18 protein-coding genes and 1 pseudogene are annotated in these 23462 nt (G+C 72.1%); 15 read left to right on the forward strand and 4 right to left on the reverse strand.

The window, feature by feature from the left end; all coding sequences use genetic code 11:
• Positions 1 to 1088 precede the first annotated feature (1088 nt).
• Together ACWGR4_RS35255 and ACWGR4_RS35260 are read left to right on the forward strand one after the other, a co-directional pair.
• Positions 1089 to 2450: a replication-associated recombination protein A gene (locus tag ACWGR4_RS35255; protein WP_380010239.1), complete on the forward strand. Its 1362-nt coding sequence runs from the start codon at positions 1089 to 1091 to the stop codon at positions 2448 to 2450.
• Positions 2451 to 3130: 680 nt separating this feature from the next.
• Positions 3131 to 5656: an ABC transporter permease gene (locus ACWGR4_RS35260; RefSeq protein ID WP_452129857.1), complete on the forward strand. Its 2526-nt coding sequence runs from the start codon at positions 3131 to 3133 to the stop codon at positions 5654 to 5656.
• 155 nt (positions 5657 to 5811) lie between these two features.
• On the opposite strand, the pseudogene ACWGR4_RS35265 reads toward ACWGR4_RS35260, so the two are convergent.
• A pseudogene (locus ACWGR4_RS35265) lies at positions 5812 to 5982 on the reverse strand (IS630 family transposase); the annotation flags it as partial.
• A 426-nt stretch (positions 5983 to 6408) separates the two neighbouring features.
• On the opposite strand from ACWGR4_RS35265, the gene ACWGR4_RS35270 reads away from it, so the two are divergent.
• Positions 6409 to 7329, forward strand: a complete 921-nt coding sequence (locus tag ACWGR4_RS35270) for a WD40 repeat domain-containing protein (RefSeq protein WP_452134294.1) — start codon at positions 6409 to 6411, stop codon at positions 7327 to 7329.
• A 106-nt stretch (positions 7330 to 7435) separates the two neighbouring features.
• On the opposite strand, the gene ACWGR4_RS35275 is transcribed toward ACWGR4_RS35270, so the two are convergent.
• The 3 genes from ACWGR4_RS35275 to ACWGR4_RS35285 all read right to left on the reverse strand — a co-directional run bounded on the left by ACWGR4_RS35275 (position 7436) and on the right by ACWGR4_RS35285 (position 11759).
• Positions 7436 to 8164, reverse strand: a complete 729-nt coding sequence (locus ACWGR4_RS35275; RefSeq protein ID WP_380010230.1) for an alpha/beta hydrolase — start codon at positions 8162 to 8164, stop codon at positions 7436 to 7438.
• Positions 8165 to 9184: 1020 nt separating this feature from the next.
• Positions 9185 to 10684, reverse strand: a complete 1500-nt coding sequence (locus tag ACWGR4_RS35280) for a threonine/serine exporter family protein (RefSeq protein WP_380010224.1) — start codon at positions 10682 to 10684, stop codon at positions 9185 to 9187.
• A 301-nt stretch (positions 10685 to 10985) separates the two neighbouring features.
• Complete coding sequence (locus ACWGR4_RS35285; protein ID WP_452129855.1) at positions 10986 to 11759, reverse strand: DUF2470 domain-containing protein; 774 nt, start codon at positions 11757 to 11759, stop codon at positions 10986 to 10988.
• 233 nt (positions 11760 to 11992) lie between these two features.
• Between ACWGR4_RS35285 and rpsD the strand changes: the two genes are divergently transcribed.
• The 12 genes from rpsD (at position 11993) to aroQ (ending at position 23436) form a co-directional block, all read left to right on the forward strand.
• Positions 11993 to 12604, forward strand: coding sequence for a 30S ribosomal protein S4 (gene rpsD, locus ACWGR4_RS35290; protein ID WP_380010218.1), 612 nt, complete (start codon positions 11993 to 11995; stop codon positions 12602 to 12604).
• Positions 12605 to 12789: 185 nt separating this feature from the next.
• Entirely contained in the window at positions 12790 to 13224 is a 435-nt protein-coding gene (locus ACWGR4_RS35295; protein ID WP_126643356.1) for a DUF948 domain-containing protein, read from the forward strand.
• Between the two features lie 3 nt (positions 13225 to 13227).
• Positions 13228 to 13587, forward strand: coding sequence for a DUF6167 family protein (locus ACWGR4_RS35300; protein WP_380010214.1), 360 nt, complete (start codon positions 13228 to 13230; stop codon positions 13585 to 13587).
• The gene (gene alaS / locus ACWGR4_RS35305) at positions 13587 to 16256 is read left to right on the forward strand and encodes an alanine--tRNA ligase (RefSeq protein ID WP_380010211.1); all 2670 of its coding nucleotides are present in this window, start codon (positions 13587 to 13589) and stop codon (positions 16254 to 16256) included. Before ACWGR4_RS35300 ends, alaS begins: the two co-directional genes overlap by 1 nt.
• Before the next feature lie 133 nt (positions 16257 to 16389).
• On the forward strand, positions 16390 to 16887 hold the full coding sequence (ruvX, locus tag ACWGR4_RS35310; protein ID WP_380010208.1) for a Holliday junction resolvase RuvX: 498 nt from the start codon (positions 16390 to 16392) through the stop codon (positions 16885 to 16887).
• Complete coding sequence (mltG, locus tag ACWGR4_RS35315) at positions 16884 to 18044, forward strand: endolytic transglycosylase MltG (RefSeq protein ID WP_380010205.1); 1161 nt, start codon at positions 16884 to 16886, stop codon at positions 18042 to 18044. The genes ruvX and mltG overlap by 4 nt, the downstream gene beginning before the upstream one ends.
• Complete coding sequence (locus tag ACWGR4_RS35320; RefSeq protein WP_452129854.1) at positions 18041 to 18886, forward strand: shikimate dehydrogenase; 846 nt, start codon at positions 18041 to 18043, stop codon at positions 18884 to 18886. The genes mltG and ACWGR4_RS35320 overlap by 4 nt, the downstream gene beginning before the upstream one ends.
• A gap of 283 nt (positions 18887 to 19169) precedes the next feature.
• Complete coding sequence (locus ACWGR4_RS35325) at positions 19170 to 19904, forward strand: prepilin peptidase (protein ID WP_452129853.1); 735 nt, start codon at positions 19170 to 19172, stop codon at positions 19902 to 19904.
• 185 nt (positions 19905 to 20089) lie between these two features.
• The gene (aroC, locus tag ACWGR4_RS35330) at positions 20090 to 21274 is read left to right on the forward strand and encodes a chorismate synthase (protein ID WP_380010196.1); all 1185 of its coding nucleotides are present in this window, start codon (positions 20090 to 20092) and stop codon (positions 21272 to 21274) included.
• A gap of 4 nt (positions 21275 to 21278) precedes the next feature.
• Entirely contained in the window at positions 21279 to 21905 is a 627-nt protein-coding gene (locus ACWGR4_RS35335; protein ID WP_380039392.1) for a shikimate kinase, read from the forward strand.
• Positions 21902 to 22996: a 3-dehydroquinate synthase gene (aroB, locus tag ACWGR4_RS35340; RefSeq protein WP_380010190.1), complete on the forward strand. Its 1095-nt coding sequence runs from the start codon at positions 21902 to 21904 to the stop codon at positions 22994 to 22996. The genes ACWGR4_RS35335 and aroB overlap by 4 nt, the downstream gene beginning before the upstream one ends.
• Positions 22993 to 23436, forward strand: a complete 444-nt coding sequence (aroQ, locus tag ACWGR4_RS35345; protein ID WP_380010187.1) for a type II 3-dehydroquinate dehydratase — start codon at positions 22993 to 22995, stop codon at positions 23434 to 23436. Before aroB ends, aroQ begins: the two co-directional genes overlap by 4 nt.
• The last annotated feature ends 26 nt before the right edge of the window (positions 23437 to 23462 follow it).

Consider the following 23462-nt stretch of genomic DNA (forward strand, 5'->3'; position numbering starts at 1 on the left):
CCTCCGGGGTGCCTTCTTCGTGAGGGGGCCGGGTGTTTCCGGCGGGCGGTGGGCGTGTGGGTGACGAAGGTTCACGAACCTGGATTGCGTGGGGTGCTGTTGCCTCGGTGCGAGAGAAAACTGCAGGTCAGTGTAGGTGAGGATTGTTTGGGGCGTCTCGGGATCCGGGTTTGGCCTCTGCTGGGCACTTTTGGTCTTCTCGACGGCCTTTGGGTAGTCGCAGCGCTCGAAGTCGGCTCCGATCGGGTGGCTTCGGTCTCCGTTCCGGTGTTGAGAGAGGCGCAGCATACGAAACCGGCACTCGGCGCCCGACTTTTCACCCCGGCCACGCAAAACCGCAGGTCACCGAAGCTCGAAGCCCACCAACCACCCGCCGAGATCCGGTTCCGGACCCCAACCCTCTTCCCAAACGCCCCCGAAATGCCCCGACCCACTTGGGAACGCTCCCGGCGAACTCGACCCGAGCCCCTCCCTGCCCCCGGTGCCGGCCGGTTTTCGGTGAGCAATGCGTTTGTCTCGTCGGGAGCCCCGGGTCTTGGAGCCCCGCACGCCGGCGGCGGCCCATCATCGACTCGGACCGGCCTCGGACCGGCCACCCGGGGCCAAAGGTGCGGCGTGCGCGTTGGGAGCGCCCGGGCCACCCCTGCAGGTTCCACGGTGGACTCGACCTGGGCGCCCGCCTTTTCCGCCGTTGCCGGCCGGGTTTCGTTGAGTAATGCAGTTGTCTCGTCGGGAGCCCCGGTCTCGGAGCCCCGCGCGCCGGCGGCGGCCGATGCCTCGGGACGGACCCGGTCCCGGAGCGGCGGCCCGCAACCGAAGTAAAACGGGCGTGCGGGTACCCGGCCCATTCGAGAAGTCTCGCCGGTGGCGTCGATCCGGTCGTCCTCCAGCTCTGCCGCCGCCGGTGCCGGGGATCGCAAGCCGTTGGATTGCCCGCGACCCGCCTCGGTCTGTGGGCATCGCGAAGCCTGGTTCGGATTGTTGCCGGTCCTTGCCCGTTCGGGCCGGATGGCCTCGGGGCGTGCCGGGGGTTTTCGTGAGTGGCTGCCGTCGGGGTTGGGGTCGGGGGTGCGGGTTAGGGTCGTTGGGTGGATGCCGATCTTTTTACTGCTGCCGCCGAGGCGCGGCAGGCCAAGGACCCCTCGCTTGCGCCGCTTGCCGTGCGGATGCGGCCGCGTGATCTGGACGAGGTGGTCGGGCAGCGGCACCTGCTGGGTGAAGGGTCGCCGTTGCGTCGGCTCGTGGCGTCGGAGAGTCGGGTCACCGCGCCGAGTTCGGTGATTTTGTGGGGACCGCCCGGTACCGGCAAGACCACGCTCGCCTATGTGGTCAGCCATGTCACCCGTCAGCGGTTCGTGGAACTGTCCGCGATCACGGCGGGCGTCAAGGAAGTGCGCGCGGTGATCGAGGACGCGCGTCGGCACGCCGGCTCCCAGGGGCGGGACACGGTGCTCTTCCTCGACGAGATCCACCGCTTTTCCAAGGCCCAGCAGGATTCGTTGCTGCCGGCCGTGGAGAACCGATGGGTGACGCTGATCGCGGCGACCACCGAGAACCCGTACTTCTCGATCATCAGCCCGCTGCTGTCCCGGTCGCTCCTGCTGACCCTGGAGTCGTTGACCGACGACGACCTGCGCGAGGTGGTGCAGCGCGCGCTCACCGACGAACGGGGCCTGGCCGGGACGCTCACCCTCGACTCCGACGCCGAGGAGCACCTGCTGCGAATCGCGGGTGGTGACGCGCGGCGTGTCCTGACCGCGTTGGAGGCGGGTGCGGGGTCGGCCGCCGACAAGGGCGAGGAATCGATCACCCTGGCCACGTTGGAGAGCGCCGTGGACCGGGCGGCGGTGCGGTACGACCGGGACGGGGATCAGCACTACGACGTGGCGAGCGCGTTGATCAAGTCGATCCGGGGCTCGGACGTGGACGCCGCGCTGCACTACCTCGCGCGGATGGTGGAGGCGGGGGAGGATCCGCGCTTCATCGCCCGGCGGTTGATGATCTCGGCGAGCGAGGACATCGGGATGGCCGATCCCACCGCGATCCAGGTCGCCGTGGCCGCCGCGCAGGCGGTCGCGCTGATCGGCTTCCCCGAGGCGCGGATCACGCTGTCCCAGGCGGTCATCCACCTCGCCCTCGCACCCAAGTCGAACGCGGCCTACCTGGCGATCGACGCCGCGCTCGCCGACGTCCGGAAGGGGCTGGCCGGTCCCGTCCCGCCGCACCTGCGGGACGGGCACTACAAGGGCGCCGCCAAACTCGGCCACGCGCAGGGCTACCTCTACCCGCACGACGACCCCGACGGCGTGGCGGCGCAGCAATACGCGCCCGACGCCATCCATGGCCGCACCTACTACGAGCCCACCCGCCACGGCGCCGAGGCCCGCTACGCCGACATCACCACGTGGCTCCGCACGCGCCTGAACACGCCGACCCCGCCGAAGTCCTGACCGACGCGAGGACTCCACCCCACCCCGCGCACCCTTGTCGCGGCGGGAAGGGCCCCCGCCCGCCCCGACAGAGGTGAAGGCGCCCCCGCCCGGCGCGGCGGGAGGACACACTCGCACCCGCCTCCTGCGACGGTGGGCGTGCGCGTTCGCGGGCGCCCTTGGACCGACCCGCGACCACCCCATACGCGTGGGGCGATGCGCGTCGGGTGATCGGTGTGGTGGAGGTGCCTACGCGAGGTGAGTCGTTCCGGGTGGGGCGTCCCGGATGGCGCGGACCTCGCGGAGAAGGCCCGTGTCGGCGCACGCGGTCGGCCCGGACTGCGTGCGGGCTGTCATGGGACGGCGGTGTGCGGCGAGCCGTTGCGCGCGGCGGCCCCATGGCGCCTACGCGACCGCGCGCCGTGCTGTTCCCCCCGAGTGCCGCTTCGGTGGCTCCGTCCGGCGTCGGGACGCGTTCGGGACGTGCGTCCGGGTGGCGTGTGGGGTCCGTCTTTTGGGGGTCGGGTCGGGCTTCAGGGGGATGGATCGGGGGGTGCGGAGGGCTACCGGTGGGGGACGTCCGCGCTGGTGGGGGCGGGTGAGGATGAGCGGGATTCCGCTGTTCGTGCCCGGTCCTCCTGGAGTTGCCCGTGTTTCGTTTCGCGCTGCGCAATGTCGTTGCACACCGGACCAGATTGGCGATGACCGCCGTCGCGGTGTTGCTCGGTGTGGCGTTCGTCGTGGGCACGCTCGTCCTGTCGGACACCCTGGGGCGGGCGTTCAAGAACACCGCTTCCAAGAGCTTCGCGGACGTGTCCGTCGCCGTCCTGGACGACAACGTCGACCGCACCGGCTCGCGCGCGCACGGTCGGCCCGAACCCACGCTCACCGACGAAACCCTCGCCCGGTTGCGCGCGCTGCCCGGTGTCGCGCGGGCGCGTGGTGTGCTGGAGGGGTTCACCGGCGTGGTGGACCGGCACGGTGACCTGCTCGGATCGGGGTGGACGACGATCGGGACGAACTTCGCGCCGGTCGGCGACGGCACCGATCCCCGCTTTCCGATGCGGTCCGGGCGCGGACCGGCCGCCGCCGCCGAGATCGCGCTCGACGTGCGGACCGCGGACAAGGGCGGCTTCCGGGTCGGCGACACCGTGCGCGTCGCGCTCGGCGGGCCGATGATCGCGGCCCGGTTGACCGGGGTGTTCGCGACCGACGATCCGCGCGTGTCGTCGGGTGGTTCGCTCGTGCTGTTCGAGACCGCGACCGCACAGCGGCTGCTGCTCGAGCCGGGGCGCTACGCCGAGATCGACCTGGTCCCGGTTCCCGGTACGAGCGAGGCGGCGTTGCGCGCCGCGGCCCGGCGGGTGGTGCCGGACGCGGACAATCTGCGGGTCGCCTCCGGACGTACGCTCGCCCGCGAGCAGGTGGACATGATCGAGGCCGGCACCCGGCAGATGACGATCGCGCTGCTCGCGTTCGCCGGCATCGCGCTGTTCGTCGCGACGTTCATCATCGCCAACACCTTCACCATGCTGGTCGCCCAACGCACCCGCGAACTGGCCCTGTTGCGCGCGGTCGGCGCCCGCAGCGGACAAGTCACCCGGATCGTGCTTTTCGAGGCCGCGGCCGTCGCCGTGATCGCCTCTCTGCTCGGCTTCACCACCGGCATCGCGCTGGCCGGTGCGCTCCGGGCGCTGCTGGAACGATTCGGCGCACACCTGCCTGCCGGCCCGCTGATCGTGGAGGGCCGTACGATCGCGGTCGCGTTGCTCGTGGGCGGCGCGGTCACCCTCCTCGCCGCGTGGTTGCCCGCTCGGCGGGCGTCCCGGATCCCCCCGGTCGCCGCGCTGAACGCGGTGGAGCGACCGGCGGGCCGCGGCGGACTGCGCGGCCGCGGTGCGCTGGGGGCGCTGGTGACGGCGGTCGGTGCGGCGCTCACCGTGTACGGGCGTTCGGCGGCCGGCGACAGCGGCCGGGTCCCGGTCGCGCTCGGTGCGTTCCTGCTGTTGATCGGCGTCCTCGTGCTCACCCCGTCGCTGGCCCGACCCGCCATCGCCGTGGGTACTCCGCTGCTGGATCGTGTGTTCGGCGTGGCCGGTCGGCTGGCCCGGCGCAACGCGGTACGCAATCCCCGACGTACCGCCGCCACCGCGTCCGCGCTGACCATCGGCCTGTCCCTGATCGCCGGCCTGACCATGCTCGGCGCGTCGATCCGGCAGGCCGTCGAGGAACGGGCGATCGCCGAGATCGCCGCGGACTACCGGATCGGCACGGTCAACGGCGCCTCGCTCGACGCCGGCGTGCCCGCCGCCGTCGCCCGCGTGCCCGGGATCACCGCGATCTCGCCGCTGATCCGGGACTCGGTGCTGCTGGACGGCCACGAGGCGGCGGTGATCGGAGTGGACCCCAAGGGCATCGAGCACCTGATCGACTTCGACGGCCTCGCCGCGCCCGAGACCGGCAGCCGTACCGCCGCCGCCGACGCGCTGCGCCGCGGCGAGATCCTGATCAGCGCGGACATCGCCAAGCGGCGGGGATGGGGCGTCGGCTCGGTGATCCCGATCGGCTACCCCGACGGCGCCCGGGGCACCGTCAAGATCGGCGGCATCCAGGGCGACCTCGAACAGTTGACCAAGGTGACGGTGCCGGCCGCGCTGCTGGAGCGGCACACGGTCGACCGCGACATCCGTTCGATCATGGTGCGCGTCGAGGGCGGCGGCAGCGCCGCGACCACGCGGGCGATCGAGCGTGCGATCGGCGACAACCCGCTCGTGCAGGTGGAGGATCGTGCAGCCATCCGGAAGTCCTTCAGTCGCACGGTCGACCTGCTGCTCAACATCATGTACGGGTTGCTGGCCATGGCGGTGCTGATCGCGGTGCTCGGGGTGATCAACACCTTGGCCATGTCGGTGTTCGAACGCCGCCGGGAGATCGGCATGTTGCGCGCGATCGGGCTGGACCGCTCGCGGGTGCGCACGATGGTCCGGGTCGAGTCGACGGTCATCTCGGTGTTCGGTGCGGTGCTCGGGCTGCTGGTCGGGGCGTTCCTGGCCTGGGGGATCCTGGGCACGCTGCGCGACAAGTTGCCGAATCTGGTCCTGGTCGTGCCCTGGGCCGGCGTCGCCGGATTCCTCGCCCTGGGGGTCGTCGTGGGCGTCGTCGCGGCGGTCTGGCCAGCGCGCACCGCCGCTTGCACCGACGTCCTGACCGCGATCGGCGCCGAATGACGGGGCCTGCAGCCACGTCCTAGCCAGTGCTGTGACCGGAAACGTTCGCCGGGTTGGTGGATCATGCGGCGTTGTCGAGGTGGCGTCCGCCTCAACGGATGCCCTTCTCGCTGCGGATGCGTGCGCGTTCCCTGCGCTGTGCGGCGAGGGCGTCGGGGTGCGCCGTCGGGTCGAGCCGCGCGGATCGAGCGCAGGGCCGCCCAGGTCGGCGTGATGCCCTTCCGCCTGCGGTTCACGCCCCACAACGTGTCGTCGCCCATGGAGTAACAGCCATGGAAGTACGTGACGCCGTGGGTGCGTGTGTAGGTGGCCGGGTGGCGGTCGGGCGAGACTTCACCCGACAGCACCGGCGACACACCGACACCACGAACCAATCCGGTCACAGCACTAGAGTTTCGGCCGTGAGTGACGAGGTTCGTATGACTGCTTCGGCATCGGATCCGTCGGGGGCGGAAGGGTGGTGGACGGACCTGCGATGGTTGGTGAACGCTGATCCGGAGCGGGTTATGGGGTTGCCGGCTTCCGATGCGACTTCTGATGCGCGACTCATGGCTGCGGTTTACCGGGCGTCGGTGGACGTCCACCGGGACGTGCCACCGTGGGTGCGGCGGCAACTGCTGGCCCTGGACGCGGCTCGGTACGGGGACCGGGAGTTGTCCACGCGGATAGCCGCCGTGCCGGTGGAAGATGTCTTCGCCGAGCCATGGCGGGTGCTTTGGTCCACCGGCGCGCAGAGTGACCGGCACTTCCGGATGAACCCGTCGGGTCACACCGGCGGTGTTGACGCGGTGGTGGCAACCGTCTCGGATGGCCGCCAGGTCGTGGTCACCGGCAGCAAGGACCAGACTGTCCGGGTGCGGGACCTTGAGACCGGCCGGCCGGTCGGCGGACCCATGAGCGACCTCGACGGCAGAGTGTGGGCGGTGGCGACGGAGGTCGTGAACGGTCGAACGTACGTCGTCACGGCCGGCGACTGGGCGGTACGCGCGTGGGACTTGGCCACCCGACAGCAGACGGGCGAGCTGCCGGGGATCAACGGTGAGGTGTGGTGTCTGGGCACCGCTGTCATCCACGGGCGACCGTGTGTGCTCGCCGGCGACGACGACGTGTCCGTGCGGGTCTGGGATCTGGTCGGTGGGGAACAGGTCGGCGAACTCACCGGACACGACGACTTCCTGATGGCCATCGACACGCTGGTGATCGATGACAGACCCCATGCGGTGGGCTGTATGAGCGGCGGCTCGGTCTGGCAGTGGGACCTGACCACGGGACAATCGGTCGGGGAGCCTCTGCCGGGCCACGACGGCGAGGCGTGGGCGGTCGCGACAGCGATCGTCGGCGGCCGAGCCCACGCGATCACGGCAGGTTACGACGCCACCGTGCGCGTATGGGACCTGGTCATGGGACGGGAAGTCGGCAGGCTGGTCGGCCACGATGGCACTGTGTCCGCGGTGGAGACCGCGGTGATCGGTGGAGAACTCAGGGTCGTCACCGGTGGTTCGGATGGAACGGTGTGCCTGTGGGAGCCGGCTGCCGGGCGGCGGATCGGCCGGGAGCTGGTGTTCCCCGCGCCGGTCCATGCGCTGACCGTGACCCCGGAAGGCTCGCTCGTGGTGGGCTTCGGCGGCGACGTCGCGGCCCTGTCCCTGCATGCCGACCCTGGCTCTATGTGACCGTGAGCCGTTGGTGGTGTGCCCGGATGGTTGCCGGTCCGTCCGGCGATGAGGACAAAGCGCGGCCGGCGGCTGCACAACCCGGCGAACCTACGCGGTCAGAGCACTAGCCGCTCGCGCCGATCGCGGGGGCGCGGAGGCCGTCCGGGGCCGGTGTTCGCATGGCGCGGGCGATCTCGGGGTCCAGGCGGCCGGTGACCGCGCCCACCACGGTGCGCCGGACCAGTTCGGTCCAGGCCGGTGCGCGGCGCATCATTGCGTGGCCGTCGGGGAGTTCGAATCGGCAGACACGATCGGAGACTTCGCGCGCGGCCAGCGCGTAGCGGTGCGAGGCCTTCGGGCTCGTGGTGTGGTCGGCCGTGCCGTGTACCACGACCAGGTCCCGGCCGGCGAGTTGTGCGTACGGTTCGTCGTCCTCGATCCAGGGCGCCAGCGCGCAGATCGTACGCACGCTGTCGTGGCCGGCCACCCGCAACGCGGTGCGGCCGCCCATCGAGTGGCCGACGAGGGTGACCTCGGCGTCGGGGTATCGGGCACGGATGCCGTCGAGGGCCCACCACGCGTCCTGGACCGGGTCGCGATCGGGTTCGTTCCAGCCGCGCACCCGGTAGCGCAGCAGCCATGTCTCGGCGCCCGCCGCGTGGGTCGCGCGGTGTACGGAGCGGGCTATCGGCACCATGCGTCGATAGGCCAGGTTGCGGGTGGAGGCGGGTTGCCGACCGTACGCCCGGCCACCGGGCAGGACCAGGACAACCGCGCGCACAGGCGTGTCACGCGGCGGCGACCACCTGCGCAGCGCGGCGAACGGCCCGTTGGATGCGTGCGCGTCCGGCATGCGGAGCCCTCCATGCTGTCGGCGTGGCCCCGGCAGCCAGGCCCACTCGCGTCGAAGCGGGGCCTCCACGACCACAGCCCCAAAACCCGAACGCCCCCACCACCCGGGTCGTTCCCGCCGCTGCGGACACGGGCGCCGACGCGGACGCCCGGCACGCGCTCACGTCCCGTTCCGCGCCGATGGGCGTGCCGACGCCGACGTGGACACGGGCGCCGACGGCAACGCCAACGCCGACGCGCACGCCAACGCGGGCACGGTCACGGGCGCCGACGCGGACGCCCGGCACGCGCTGACGTCCAGCTCCGCGACGATGGGCATGTTCACGCCGACGATTACGTGCGTGCCCGCGCCGACGTCCACGCCCCGCCAACGTCCATGCACGCGTACAGACTTGCCCCCGCCGTCGCGCCCGCTTGTCAGGAGCACGCCCCTGTTCACTCGAACCCGGCCCGCATGAGCGCCCGCCCGCGATGGCAATCACGCGCACCATGCCCTCGGCCGCCTACGCTCGCGACCGGGTCGACGCCTGCGCCTGCACCCGCGACCGTGGGCGTCCCCGAGCGCCTTGATGTCTGCCCGCGCCCGCGCCCGCGACCGCGCCCGCGACCCTGCGCCCGCGACCGTGCCCCCGCGTCTGCGCCTGCGACCGCGATCGGGACAGCGCCTGCGACCGTGCCCCCGCGCCTGCGACCGCGACAGCGCCGGCGGCCCTGCCCCCTGCGACCGCGACCGAGTGCACTGGCCCCGTGGGTCGTTCGCCCGCGACCCTGCCCCGAGCACCTCGCGGCAGCTACGCGGACTTGGCCGACACCCACCGTCGCCGAACCGGTGTGCACGCTCCTCGGCGTCGTCGAGACACCCGGCGGGTCCGTAGGGCGGTGTGTTGCCGGAGTTCACGTTGTGGCACCCGCGGCTGTGGCCCCGGTCGCCCGGCCCCGCGAGCGCCGGTGGGTGTCGCCGAGCCGGCCGCCCCCCGCAACCCGGTCGCCCGCGCGCCCGCACCCCCGCCGCCTCCGTCAGTCAGAAGCCCCGGGTGCGCTTCGATGCCGGGCGCATTTCGCGGCCCGTGCGCGGCGGCGGGGAAGGCAGGACGAAGCGGGCCGCCTCGGAGCCGACGTTGACGCCCGCCGCGAGCGCCAGGGCCAGGGACGCCGCGTTCACCAGGCTGCGCCAGCCGCTGTCCGTGTGGCCGAGGGCCAGGCCGAGCATGCCCTGATACATCGCGCTGCCCGGCAACATCGGGCCGATCGCCGGGATCACGTACGGCAGCGCCGACGTCCCGTGCCACCGGGCGAGCAACTGTCCGAGCAGCCCGAGCAGCCCGGTGGCCACCGCCGTGGCCAGGACCGGTGCGGCGCCGGCCTCGCGCAGCACCTGGAACACCGCCCAGCCGACCGCCCCGCCGGCCGCCGCCATCGGCAGCAGCACCCGACGTACCTGGACCAGCACCGCGAAGGTCAGCGACACCCCGCCCGCCGCGAGGAGTTGCACGATGCGGGGGTTGTCGTTGAGGTTGAACGTCCCCTCGACGGTGAATTTCACGCCCACCTGGTCGCCGATGTACAGCACGATCGAGATGCCCACGATGATGCCGACGATCAGGTAGAAGACCTCCAGCAACCGGGCTGCGGCGGTGATGTAGAAGCCGGTCAGCCCGTCCTGTACGGCGGCGACCAGGGCCCGCCCCGGCAGCAGCGCGAACAGCCCGCCGGTGACCACGGCGTACGGGTTGATCCCCGCGCCGAGTTTGATCATCACCACCGTGATCGCGGCGGCCGGCATCGAGGCGAGCACGAACTGGTAGAACTCCGGGACGCCGCGCTCGGCGAGCAGCTGCGCCAACCGCTCGCCGATCAGCGCCGCGACGCAGGCCGCGACGGCCACGATCGGTCCACCGCCGACCATCACGCTCGCGAAGGCCGCGATCAGCCCCGCGGACAGCAGCAACAGCGGGCGCGGGTACGGGTGTCGGTTGCGGCGGATGTCGGCGAGGCGGTGGTACGCCTCCTCCAGGGTCAACTCGGATCGGGTGATCGCCTCGACCAGTTGGTGTGCCTCGTCGAGCCGGGTGTAGTCGACGGCGCGGCGGCGCACCACGCGCTCGCCCGTGACCGGCGGTTCGACCAGCGAGGGCTGGTAGGACAGGGTGATCGCGACGAAGGTCACATTGGGCTGGCAGCGTTCCAGGCCGTACGCGTCGGTGATGCCGAGCATCGCCGCCTCGACGTCCTCCCCGCCCTCGCCGCTGGCCAGCAGCAACTCGCCGGTGCGCAGCGCGAGATCGAGTACGCGCGGGACCGAGGGGCCGGCCTCGGGCTTCTCCGGGGCGGGCACGATCGGGATGCTCGCGGTGTGTCCGCTGAACCGCAGCTGGGTGCGCAGCCGGTCCTGCCACGGGCTGGCGCCGGATCGCGGTGTCGCCGGCCGCTCCGGCTCCCAGGGCGCGCGAGGGCCCGGATGGGCGCGGCCGACCTCGTCCGCCGATCCCTCCGGTTCGTGTCGCGAGTGCTGCTCCGACACCCCGTGTCGTCCCTTCCGCCGTTCCCGCCGCGATCCGGCTCGCGCTGGCGGCACCGTCGACCGGTCGGCCGTGGCGATCCGTCCGGGTGGATCGCCACCCGGTGCCGCGACCGGAAACGTTAGCCGGTTCCCGACCGGGGCCCGGCCCGGCACGGCCGATCACGAAGGAGGAGACTGCCCGGCGGGCGCCGCATCATGCGAGGCCACGGGCCGGCGGGATCGGCGGACGAAGCCCGCGCCGAAACACCTCGCGCGAGATGCGCGAGCCGGACGACCGCCCCCGAAGCGGCCGGCCAAAGCCTCAGCTCTCCCCGTGCACCCCGTGCAGCAGCCGGCGCAGTGCGCCGCCCAACTCCGTCGGGTCGGCCACCGGGTGCTCGAATTCGAAGCGCACGTCACAGGTGCGGTCCGGGCCGCCGGTGCGCAACCGGATGCCATGTCGGTCCAGCGACACCGGCGCCACCCGGTCCGCGCAGGCCGGCGCGCCCGCCACGATCGCCAGCCGGTACAGGTCGTCGCCGTGCGCCGCGGCCAGGTGCTGGAGCAGTTCGGCCTCGTGCCCGGCCAGCGGGTCGGGCGCGGCGTCGGCGTAGTCGTCGGGCTCGACGTGCCCGGTGCCCCACAGGTCGTCGACCAGCACCTCGCCGACCTCCAGCCGCACGACCGTCCCGGCGCGCTCGGACGCGGTGGGGTCGGGAGCCGCCTCGGCCAACAGCGCGGCGGCGCGCTCGGCGTCGGGGCCGGTGGGGATGCTCAGCCAGCCCGCGATCCAGCAGTGCGCCCGGACCCGGTGCGGCACGGCCACCGGCGCGACGTCGACCAGGTGCAGCACGGCGGCCACGTCGTCGTGGGACGTCAGCACCACCGCGGCGGTCTCGCTCGGGACGAGCAGCAGCAGCGAGCCGTCGGCCTCTACGGCCCGTGCGGCGGGGATCACATGCTCCTCCCGGTCGCCGGGCAGGTCCAGGGTGGCCGACCCGGCGTGGGCGGCCAGGGTGCGGGCCCGCTCGGCGGTGCGCGGTCGCCGGGAAGAGACATCGGTGCGCCCGGCGTTGGCCTCGGTGGGAACAGACATGGCGTCCTCCAGGTGTGGCGCTCAGGTACGGCGCTCGTTTGCGACCCCCGAGTGGGCTACCGGCCGCGTCTTCGTTAAGGTTAGGCTTACCTAAGTCCCCCGATCTTGGCAAGACGGCCCGACCGGCGGCCCACCGCTCCGGCCCGGCGCCTCGACCCACGACCGGACCGGCCACACCCGCATCGCCCCGACCACCCGAACCGCCCGAACGGCCCTGCACGGAGGACCCGACCTTGACCAACCAGACGCGCCCCAAGATCCGCCGCAGCCGCGCGCTCGGAGTGGCGCTCACCCCCAAGGCCGCCAAGTACCTGGAGAACCGGCCCTACCCGCCGGGCGAGCACGGCCGCGGTCGCAAGCAGACCTCCGACTACAAGACCCGGCTGATGGAGAAGCAGCGCCTGCGCTTCCAGTACGACATCTCCGAGGTCCAGATGCGGGCCGCGTTCGACCGCGCCAACAAGCACGCCGGCAAGACCGGCGACGAGTTGGTGGTCGACCTCGAGCGCCGCCTGGATGCCTTCGTGCTCCGGGCCGGCTTCGCGCGCACCGTCTACCAGGCGCGGCAGATGGTCACCCACGGCCACATCGAGGTCAACGGCGGCAAGGTGGACAAGCCCTCCTACCGCCTCAAGCCCGACGACGTGGTCGCCGTGCGCGAGCGCAGCCGCGCCAAGCCGCTGTTCCAGGTGGTCCAGGCCGGCGGTTTCGCCGCCGCCGAGACCCCGCGCTACATCGAGGCCCGCCTCGACAAGCTGATGGCCCGCCTCGACCGTCTCCCGCAGCGCCGCGAGGTCCCGGTGATCTGCGACGAGCAGCTGGTCGTGGAGTACTACTCCCGCTGATCGACGACATCGACAAACCGACACCGAAGGTCGATCCACACACGACACCGGGTCGCGACACACGCCACGCCCACCGCGCGGGTTTCCTCGGACGAGGGGACCCGCGCGGTCGCGGTAGGGTCGGGTTTTCCGAGGTGGGCGACGCGTATCCGCCGCCTCGACTGATCCCACTCATCAAGGAGCGCATGACGGTGTCGGGTGGCGAAGTCGCGCTGATGATCATCGCCGTTTTCTGGGCGATCCTGGTCGCCTTTCTCGCGGTGGCTCTGGTGAAGCTGGCGAAGGTGCTCAAGGAGGCCACGACCCTGGTCGCAGGGGTGGCGGACCGGGCGGTCCCGCTGCTCGACGAGGTCACCGAGACGGTCCGGGCGACCAACGCCCAGATGGGCCGCGTCGACCAGATCGCGGGCAACGTGCAGACCATGACCACGAACGCCACCGCGCTGTCCTCCACGGTCGCCGCCACGCTCGGCGGGCCACTCGTGAAGACCGCCGCGTTCAGCTACGGTGTGCGCCGCGCGCTGTCCGCGCAGCAGCGCGCCGAGCTCAGCCGCCGGGTGCGTACCGCGGCGAAGGCGCAGAAGGTCGCACGGCAACGCAGCATGCGCGGGAGGGGCTGACCGATGGCGAGACTGTTCTGGATCGCGGTCGGCGCCGGCGCCGGCGTCTGGGCCGCGCGCAAGGTCAAGGACAAGGCATACAAGTACACGCCCGAGGGCGTCGCCGACAATGTCACGGGCATCGGCGAGGCGATCAAGTACTTCGCGGACGAGGTCCGCGCGGGCATGGCGGAGCGCGAGCAGGAGTTGTACCGGGCGATCGGCGCCGACGTCGCCGCCGCGGCCCTGCCGCCCGCCCCGAGCCGGCGGATACTGCCCGGCGCGCGCGAGCCGCACGAGCACCGGCACGACGGGCGGGAGCACTACGACCCGCGCGAGCTGTACGAAGGCAAGGCACGGTACGACCGAAGGGACGGCACCTGATGGAGTCGGCAGAGATCCGCAAGCGCTGGCTGCGCTTTTTCGAAGAACGCGGACACACCGTCGTCCCGTCGGCGTCGCTGGTCGCGGACGACCCCACGCTGCTCCTGGTGAACGCCGGCATGGTGCCGTTCAAGCCCTACTTCCTGGGCGAGGTCAAGCCGAGCTTCAAGCGGGCCACCAGCGTGCAGAAGTGTGTGCGCACGCTGGACATCGAGGAGGTCGGCAAGACCACCCGGCACGGCTCGTTCTTCCAGATGTGCGGCAACTTCTCGTTCGGCGACTACTTCAAGGAGGGCGCGATCGCGCTCGCCTGGGAGTTGCTGACCAACTCGGTCGCCGACGGCGGCTACGGGCTCGACCCGGAGAAGTTGTGGATCACCGTCTACCTCGACGACGACGAGGCCGAACGCATCTGGCGCGACGTCATCGGCGTGCCCCCCGAGCGCATCCAACGCCTGGGCAAGTCGGAGAACTTCTGGTCGATGGGCGTGCCGGGACCGTGCGGCCCGTGCTCGGAGATCAACTACGACCGCGGCCCCGCGTACGGCGAGGAGGGCGGCCCGGCGGTCAACGGCGAGCGCTACCTGGAGATCTGGAACCTGGTCTTCATGCAGTTCGAGCGCGGCGCCGGCACCGGCAAGGACGACTACCCGATCCTGGGTGACCTGCCCGCGAAGAACATCGACACCGGGCTCGGCCTGGAGCGCCTGGCGTGCATTCTCCAGGGCGTCGACAACCTGTACGAGATCGACACCTCGCGGATGATCCTGGACCGCGCCGCCGAACTCACCGGCAAGGTCTACGGGCAGGACCACACCACCGACGTGTCGCTGCGCGTGGTGGCCGACCACGTGCGCACCGCCGTGATGCTGATCGGCGACGGCGTGGTGCCGGGCAACGAGGGCCGCGGCTACGTGCTGCGCCGGATGATGCGCCGGGCGATCCGCAACATGCGGCTGATGGGCGCCGAGGGCGCGACGTTGCACGACCTGGTCGAGACCACGATCAAGGCGATGGGTCCGCAGTACCCGAACCTGGTCGAGGACGCCGAGCGCATCGACGCGGTCTCGGTGGCCGAGGAGAAGCGCTTCCTGGCCCGGCTCCAGGAAGGCACCGCGCTGCTCGACGAGTCGATCGTCAAGGCGAAGAGCGCGGGCTCGCGCGTGCTCCCCGGCGAGGTGGCGTTCCTGCTGCACGACACCGAGGGCTTCCCGATCGACCTGACCCTGGAGATCGCCGCCGAACAGGGCCTGGCGGTCGACGAGGACGGCTTCCGCCGGCTGATGAACGAGCAGCGGCAGCGGGCCAAGAAGGACGCGCAGGCGCGCAAGCAGGGCCTCGCCGACCTGTCCGTGTACCGCGAGGTCGCGGACTCGGCCGGCGGCACCGTGTTCACCGGCTACCTGGACACCGCCAACGAGGTGACCGTGGTCGGCCTGCTCGTCGACGGCGTGCCCGCGCCCGCCGCGCAGGAGGGCGACGAGGTCGAGGTCGTGCTCGACCACACCCCCTTCTACGCCGAGGGCGGCGGCCAGCTCGCCGACACCGGCCGCATCCGCCTCGAGACCGGCGCCGTGGTCGAGGTCCGCGACGTACAGACCCCCGTCGCCGGTGTCACCGTGCACCGCGGCCGGGTCCAGGTCGGCGAGGTCGTGGTCGGCGCCAAGGCGCTGGCGCAGATCGACACCGACCGGCGCAACGCCATCGCCCGCGCGCACAGCGCCACGCACCTGACCCACCAGGCGCTGCGCGACGCGCTCGGCCCCACCGCGGCGCAGGCCGGCTCGGAGAACGCGCCGGGCCGCTTCCGCTTCGACTTCGGCGCGCCGGGCGCGGTGCCGGGCAGCGTGCTCACCGACGTCGAGCAAAAGATCAACGAGGTGCTCGCGCGCAACCTCGACGTCACCGCCGAGGTGATGTCGATGGACGAGGCGAAGAAGCAGGGCGCCGTGATGATGTTCGGCGAGAAGTACGGCGACCGGGTCCGTGTGGTCACCATGGGGGACTACTCCAAGGAGCTGTGCGGCGGCACGCACGTGCACAACACCGCACAGCTGGGCCTGGTCAAGCTGCTCGGCGAGTCCTCGATCGGCGCCGGTGTGCGTCGGGTCGAGGCGCTGGTGGGCGCCGACGCGTACAAGTTCCTGGCGCGCGAGCACACCATCGTCAACCAGCTCACCGACGTGGTGAAGGGTCGGCCGGAGGAGCTGCCCGAGCGGGTCGCCTCGATCATGGCCAAGCTGCGCGACGCGGAGAAGGAGATCGCCGCGCTGCGCGGTGCCCAGGTGCTCCAGGCCGCCGCCGGTCTGGCCGACGGCGCGCAGGACGTGCACGGCGTGGCGCTGGCCGTCGGCCGGCTGCCCGACGGCACCACGCCCGACGACCTGCGCAAGCTGGCGCTGGATGTACGCGGCCGGCTCGCGACCCGCCCGGCCGCGGTCGCGGTCGTGTCGGTGGTGAACGGCAAGCCGATGGTCGTGGTCGCCGCCAACGACGGCGCGCGCGAGCGTGGCGTCAAGGCCGGCGAGCTGGTTCGTGTCGCGGCGCAGACCCTCGGCGGAGGCGGCGGCGGCAAGGACGACGTGGCCCAGGGCGGCGGTTCGGACCCGACGAAGGTGGCCGACGCGCTGGCCGCGGTCACCCGGACAGTCGCCGAACGTACATCCTGAGTCGTCCCCTACCCTCGTTCCCCCGGTGGGTGTGGAAGTCTGGAACCGGACTCCCGCACCCCCGGGGGACTTGTATGCCGGGGCGTCATGCCCGAATAGTCAGTGACGCAGAGTCTGTGACGGAGAGCCGACCTTGAGACGCGGAGTACGAATTGCGGTCGACGTGGGAGACGTTCGCATCGGCGTCGCGGCCAGCGACCCGCACGGACTGATCGCAACCCCGGTGGAGACCGTGCCCGCCGGGCGGCGCGACGTGGCCCGAGTCCTGGAGATCGTCGCCGAGTACGAGGCGATCGAGGTCGTGGTCGGGCTGCCGCGTTCGCTCTCCGGCAAGGAGGGCGCGGCCGCGGCCAAGGCACGGCTGTTCGCCGGCCGACTCGTGGCCGGGCTCGACCCGGCGATCGAGGTGCGCATGGTCGACGAACGACTGACCACCGTCACCGCGACCCGAGGGCTCCAGGCCTCCGGCGTCAAGGCGAAGAAGGCCCGCGGGGTCGTCGACCAGGCGGCCGCGATCGTGATCCTGCAAAACGCGCTCGACACCGAGCGAGGTTCCGGACGTCCTCCGGGCCAGGCCGTGCCTCCCGCTCCGGCCGGGTCCGTCTCCGACTCTGAAAGGCCCACGGCATGAGCGATCTCGGACTGCGCATGGAGTCGGAGCCGCGCAGTCGGCGACGGGGCAAGGACGACGGTTCGCGCGGCGGGCGGCGCGGCGGTCGGGGCCGCAAGAAGAAGAACCGCAGCGGTTGTGCGGTCTCCTTGGCCCTCGTGGTCGTGCTCGCCATCCTCGGCGGCGGCGGTTATTGGGCCTACGGTTTCCTGAAGGACCGTTTCGGCCCGCCGCCGGACTACAGCGGCAACGGTTCCGGTTCGCTCGTGGTCGAGATCAAGCCGGGGTGGGCCACCCCGCAGATGGCCAACGAACTCAAGCGGGTCGGGGTCACCAAGAGCGTCGAGGCGTTCACCAAGGTCGCCCGGGAGGACAAGGACCAGCGCGCGTCCAAGATCCAGCCCGGCGCGTACACGATGGCCAAGCACATGTCCGCGAAGTCGGCCTTCGAGATCCTGGTGAACCCCAAGAACAAGCAGGACTTCATCCTGCGGCCCGGCATGCGCTCCGCACAGGTCTTCGAGTCCCTGGCGAAGACGCTCAAGGTGCCGAAGGAGAAGGTCGAGGCCGCCGCGAAGGATCCCTCGCTCGGACTGCCGGACTACGCCGGCGGCAACATCGAGGGCTTCCTGTTCCCCGCCTCCTACATCGCCGCGCCCGGGATGGACCCGCTGGTGGTGCTCAAGGACATGGTGGCTCGGGCGGTGAAGGAGTACGACAAGGACGGTCTGGCCGCGAAGGCGCAGGCGATGGGCAAGAAGCCGTACGACGTGATCATCATCGCCAGCCTGGTCGAGGCCGAGGGCAAGACCACAGACGACAAGGGCAAGGTCGCCCAGGTGATCTACAACCGGCTGGGCAAGAACATGTCGCTGGGTCTGGACTCGACGGTCAACTACTACCTGGGCAAGAGCAACATCCAGCTCACCAACAAGGAACTCAACGACGCGAGCAACCCCTACAACACGCGGGTGAAGAAGGGTCTGCCGCCCGGGCCGATCGGCAGCCCGAGCAAAGCCGCGATCGACGCGGCGCTGGCGCCGCCGGCGGGCAAGTACCTCTACTTCGTCACCGTCGACCCGATCGCGGGCACCACCAAGTTCACCGACAAGGACTCCGAGTTCCAGGACTTCAAGGCCGAGCTGGCGAAGTGGATCAAGGAACATCCGACCTCGTGACGCCCTCGACCCCACCCCTGCCCCCGCGCCGGGCCGCCGTGCTCGGCTCGCCCATCCGGCACTCGTTGTCCCCGGTCCTGCACCGGGCGGCGTATGCCGAACTGGGCCTGACCCACTGGTCCTACGACGCGTTCGAGATCGACGAGGCGGCCCTGCCGGGCTTCGTCGCCGAGATGGACGCGTCGTGGGCCGGGCTCTCGCTGACCATGCCGCTCAAGCGGGCGATTCGGCCGCTGCTCGACGAGATCGGCGCGATCGCGCGGGACGTGGACGCGGTGAACACCGTGGTGTGCACCGCCGACGGCCGCCGGGTGGGCGAGAACACCGATGTGCCGGGCCTGGTCGCGGCGTTGCGCGAGCGCGGCGTGCACCGGGTCGAGTCGGCGTCCGTGCTGGGCGCGGGGGCCACCGCGACCTCGACGCTTGCCGCGTTGCGGGAGGTCACGGACGGGCCGGTGCGGGTGTACGTGCGGGGTGCGGAGCGGGAGCGCGAGATGTACGCGGCCGGCGAACGGCTCGGCGTCGCGGTGATCGTGCGTCCGTGGACGGAGGCCGCCGAGGCGCTGGCCGCGCCGCTGCTGGTGGCGACGACGCCCAAGGGGGCGGTCGACCATCTCGCGATCGAGGTACCGGCCGATCCCGGCGTGCTCTTCGACGTGCTCTACGACCCGTGGCCCACCGCGCTCGCGGGCGCGTGGGGACACGCGGGCGGCACGGTGGTGGGCGGCCTGGACCTGCTCGTCCACCAGGCGGTCCTCCAGGTGGAACTGATGACGGGCCACCCGGGCCCCCTCACCGCGATGCGCACAGCCGGCGAGGCGGCTCTGGCGGGCCGAAACTGACGAACGAACCGGGCACAGGACCGCCACCCCCACACCCGCCACCCACCCGCACCCGCCGGCCCCCCACCCGCACCCGCCCACCAGCTGTCCGCCCGCCGCTCGCCCGCCGGCCTCCCGCGCCCGCGCGGCGTCCGCCCGACCGCCGCGGGTGGTTGTGGGTGTTGGCCGGTTGGGGTGGGCTTTGGGGTTGGTGTCCACAGGGTTCTGGTTTGGTGTGATCGTCGGACCGGGGTTGGGGACGACGGAACGTGACCGGCGTACGATCCTGCGTATCGTCGCAGGCGTGTTCCTCGGACTCACTCTCCTGTGCGCGTTGTTCGGTTTTGTCGCCGGGCTCGGGCTGCCCCGTCCCATCCATCTCCTGCTCGCCCGAAGCCCCGGCTCCGGTTCGGTCGGTGGCATTGCCCCGCCCGGTCGTCCGCCGATCCTGCCCGTCGAGCCCGTGTCGGCCGCGAGCGGGCGGTTCGGGGCGTTGCCGCTCGCGGCGCTGACCGGGCTCGTGTGCGCCCTGCTCGCGTGGCGCCTGGGGCCCGGACTCGATCTGCTCGCGTTCCTCGTGCTCGCCGTCGCGGGGGTCGCCCTCGCCGTGGTCGACGTGCGCGCCCTGCGGCTGCCCGACCCGGTGCTGCTGGTCACCCTGGCCACCGGCCTGACCCTGCTCGGCATGGAGTCGCTGGCCCTGGGCGACTTCACCGCCTACCGAAGAGCCCTGCTCGGCGGCCTCACGCTGGCCGGCTACCACCTGTGCCTGGCCGCGCTGTTCCGCGGCGCCCTGGGCATGGGCGACGTCAAGCTCGCCGGCGTGCTCGGCATACATCTGACCTGGCTCGGCTGGGGCGTGCTGGTCACCGGCGCGTTCCTGGCCGTGCTGCTCGCGGGGCTGACTGCCGGGGCGCTGATACTCGTGGGCCGTGCCCGCCGGGACAGCCGGCTGCCGTTCGGCCCCTGGCTGCTGCTCGGCGCGCTCGGCGGCGTGTTGTGCGGCGCCGAGTTGTCCCGATTGCATCTCGCCTGGTGAGACGGCACCGGTCCATGCGGCACTGTCCGGAAGATGGACGCGGGGATGGGAGCCCGCCTCGGGCATGAAAGGATTCGGGTGGAGATTCGCCGGGCGGATCCTGTCCGGTGGTGCTCGGTGCATCGTGCCGGGCCTTCGTGCCGCCGTCCGGAGCAGGCACGCGTGACGCGCAAGAAGGAGCATTCGTGGGCAACCTACGCTGGCTGACCGCCGGGGAGTCGCACGGCCCCGCACTCGTGGCCACCCTGGAGGGGCTGCCCGCCGGCGTGCCCGTCACGACCGACCTGGTCGCCGACGCGCTCGCGCGCCGCCGACTGGGCTACGGGCGCGGCGCGCGGATGAAGTTCGAGCGCGACGAGGTCACCTTCCTCGGCGGCGTCCGGCACGGCCTCACCCAGGGCGGCCCCGTCGCGATCATGGTCGGCAACACCGAGTGGCCCAAGTGGGAGACGGTCATGTCGGCCGACCCGGTGGACCCGGAGGTGCTGGCCGCGCAGGCCCGCAACGCCGCGCTGACCCGCCCCCGCCCCGGCCACGCCGACCTGGCGGGCATGCAGAAGTACGGCTTCGACGAGGCCCGGCCGATCCTGGAGCGGGCCAGCGCCCGCGAGACCGCCGCCCGGGTCGCGCTCGGTGCGGTCGCCAAGGCGTTCCTGGAGCGCGTCGCCGGCATCCGGATCGTCAGCCACGTGGTCGAGTTCGGCGCGGCCAAGGCACCCGCCGGCGTCTTCCCCGGCCCCGACGACACCGCCCGCCTGGACGCCGACCCGGTGCGCTGCTTCGACCCCGAGGCGTCGGCCGCGATGGTCACCGAGGTGGACGACGCGCAAAAGGCCGGCGACACGCTCGGCGGCGTGGTCGAGGTGCTCGCCTACGGACTGCCTCCGGGCCTGGGCAGCCACGTGCACTGGGACCGCCGGCTCGACTCGCGCCTCGCGGGCGCGCTGATGGGCATCCAGGCGATCAAGGGCGTCGAACTCGGCGACGGCTTCGAACTGGCCCGGGTGCGCGGCTCGAAGGCGCACGACGAGATCGTCAACACCGCCGACGGCGCGCGCCGCACCTCGCACCGCTCCGGCGGCGTGGAGGGCGGCATGTCCACCGGCGAGGTGCTGCGGGTGCGTGCGGCGATGAAGCCGATCGCCACCGTGCCCCGCGCCCTGGCCACCTTCGACGTGCGCACCGGCGAGCCGGCCCAGGCCCACCACCAGCGCTCCGACGTCGCGGCGGTGCCCGCGTCGGGCATCGTGGCGGAGGCGATGGTGGCCCTCGTGCTGGCCGACCTGGTCACCGAGAAGTTCGGCGGCGACTCGGTCGACGAGACCGCCCGCAACGTGCGCGGCTACCTGGACGCGTTGGAGATTCGGTAGCGCCATGGCAGACATCGGGGACGCCGGGGACATCGCCGACGGCGTGAACACCACGCACGGCCGGGACGGGGGCGAGCGCCCACTGGTGGTCCTGGTCGGTCCGCCCGGCGCGGGCAAGACGACGGTGGGTCTGCTGCTTGCCGCGGCGCACGGGGTGGGCTTTCGCGACACCGACGCCGACGTCGAGGCGCGGGCGGGCAAGCCGATCCCGGACATCTTCGTCGACGAGGGCGAGCCGCACTTCCGCGCGCTCGAACACCGGGCGGTCGCCGACGCGCTGGCCGGCCACCCCGGCGTACTCGCCCTCGGCGGCGGCGCGATCCTGGACCCGGCCACCCGCGACCTCCTGGCGGACCACCACGTGGTCTTCCTCGACGTCGACCTGGCCGACGCGGTCAAGCGGGTCGGCCTCGACGCGCCGCGCCCGCTGCTGATGGGCAACCCCAGGGCCCGCTGGCGCGAGCTGATGGCCGCGCGCCGCCCCCTGTACACCGAGGTCGCCGCGGTCACGGTGAACACCGCCGGCCGCACCCCCGAGGACGTGGCCGCCGAGATCGGGCGCACCCTCGAGACCGCATCCCACCGGGCCCGACCCGAGCCCACCACGCCCGAGAAAGACGTGAAGCGATGAGCGGCACCCCCGCCGAACCCGTCCGGATCCGTGTCGGCGGCACCTCGGACCCCTACGACGTGCTCGTGGGCACCGGCCTGCTCGGCGAACTCGCCGCGCTGATCGGCACCTCCGCCCGCCGGGTGGCGATCCTGCACCCGGAGGCGCTGGCCGCCACCGGTGAGGCGGTCCGCGAGGACCTGGCCGCGCAGGGCTACGAGGCGATCGCCATCCAGGTGCCCAACGCCGAGGACGCCAAGGACGTCGCGGTCGCGGCCTACTGCTGGTCCGTGCTCGGCCAGACCGGCTTCACCCGCTCCGATGTGATCGTCGGCATCGGCGGCGGCGCCACCACCGACTTGGCCGGCTTCGTCGCGGCGAGCTGGCTGCGCGGCGTGCGCTGGATCGCGATGCCCACCACGCTGCTCGGCATGGTCGACGCGGCCGTCGGCGGCAAGACCGGGATCAATACCGCCGAGGGCAAGAACCTGGTCGGCGCGTTCCACCCGCCCGCCGGCGTGCTCGCCGACCTGGCCACGCTGGAGTCGCTGCCGCGCAACGACTACGTCAGCGGCCTGGCCGAGGTGATCAAGGCCGGATTCATCGCCGACCCGGTGATCCTGGACCTGATCGAGGCCGACCCCGAGGCGGCCCGCGACCCGCTGGGCAAGGACACCGCCGAGCTGATCACCCGGGCCATCCAGGTCAAGGCCGACGTGGTCTCCGGCGACCTCAAGGAGGCCGGCCGCCGGGAGATCCTGAACTACGGCCACACTCTCGCGCACGCGATCGAGAAGGCCGAGCGGTACAAGTGGCGGCACGGCGCGGCGGTCAGCGTCGGCATGGTCTACGCAGCGGAGCTGGGCCGGCTCGCCGGTCGCCTCGACGACGCCACCGCCGACCGGCACCGCACCGTGCTGGCCGCGGTCGGACTGCCGCTGACCTACCGCGGCGACGCGTGGCCCCGGCTCCTGGAGACCATGCGCGTGGACAAGAAGTCGCGCGGCGACATGCTGCGCTTCATCGTCCTGGACGGCTTGGCCAAGCCGGTCGTCCTGGAGGCCCCCGACCCGACCCTCCTGGTCGCCGCCTACGCCGAGGTCTCGGCGTGAGCGCGCGCCGGGTGCTGGTCCTGAACGGCCCCAACCTCGGCCGGCTCGGCAGCCGCGAGCCGGACGTCTACGGCGCGACCTCATACCAGGGCCTGGTCGCCGAGTGCGAACGCCTCGGCGTCGAACTCGACTTCGCCGTCGAGGTTCGCGAGACCAACGACGAGGGCGAGATCATCCGCTGGATGCACGAGGCCGCCGACGGCCGCATCCCGGTGGTGATGAACCCCGGCGCGTTCACCCACTACTCCTACGGGCTACGCGACGCGGTCGCCCAGCGCACCGCGCCGTTCATCGAGGTGCACATCTCCAACCCGTACGCGCGCGAGAGCTTCCGGCACACCAGCGTGGTCGCCGCAGTCGCCAGCGGCACGATCGCCGGCTTCGGCCTCGGCTCCTACCGCCTGGCGCTGCGCGCGCTCGCCGAGGAACTCGACGGCTGAGCAGCGCCCCCGCCTGGGGCGTCACC

It is taken from the genome of Embleya sp. NPDC055664, from assembly GCF_053618075.1.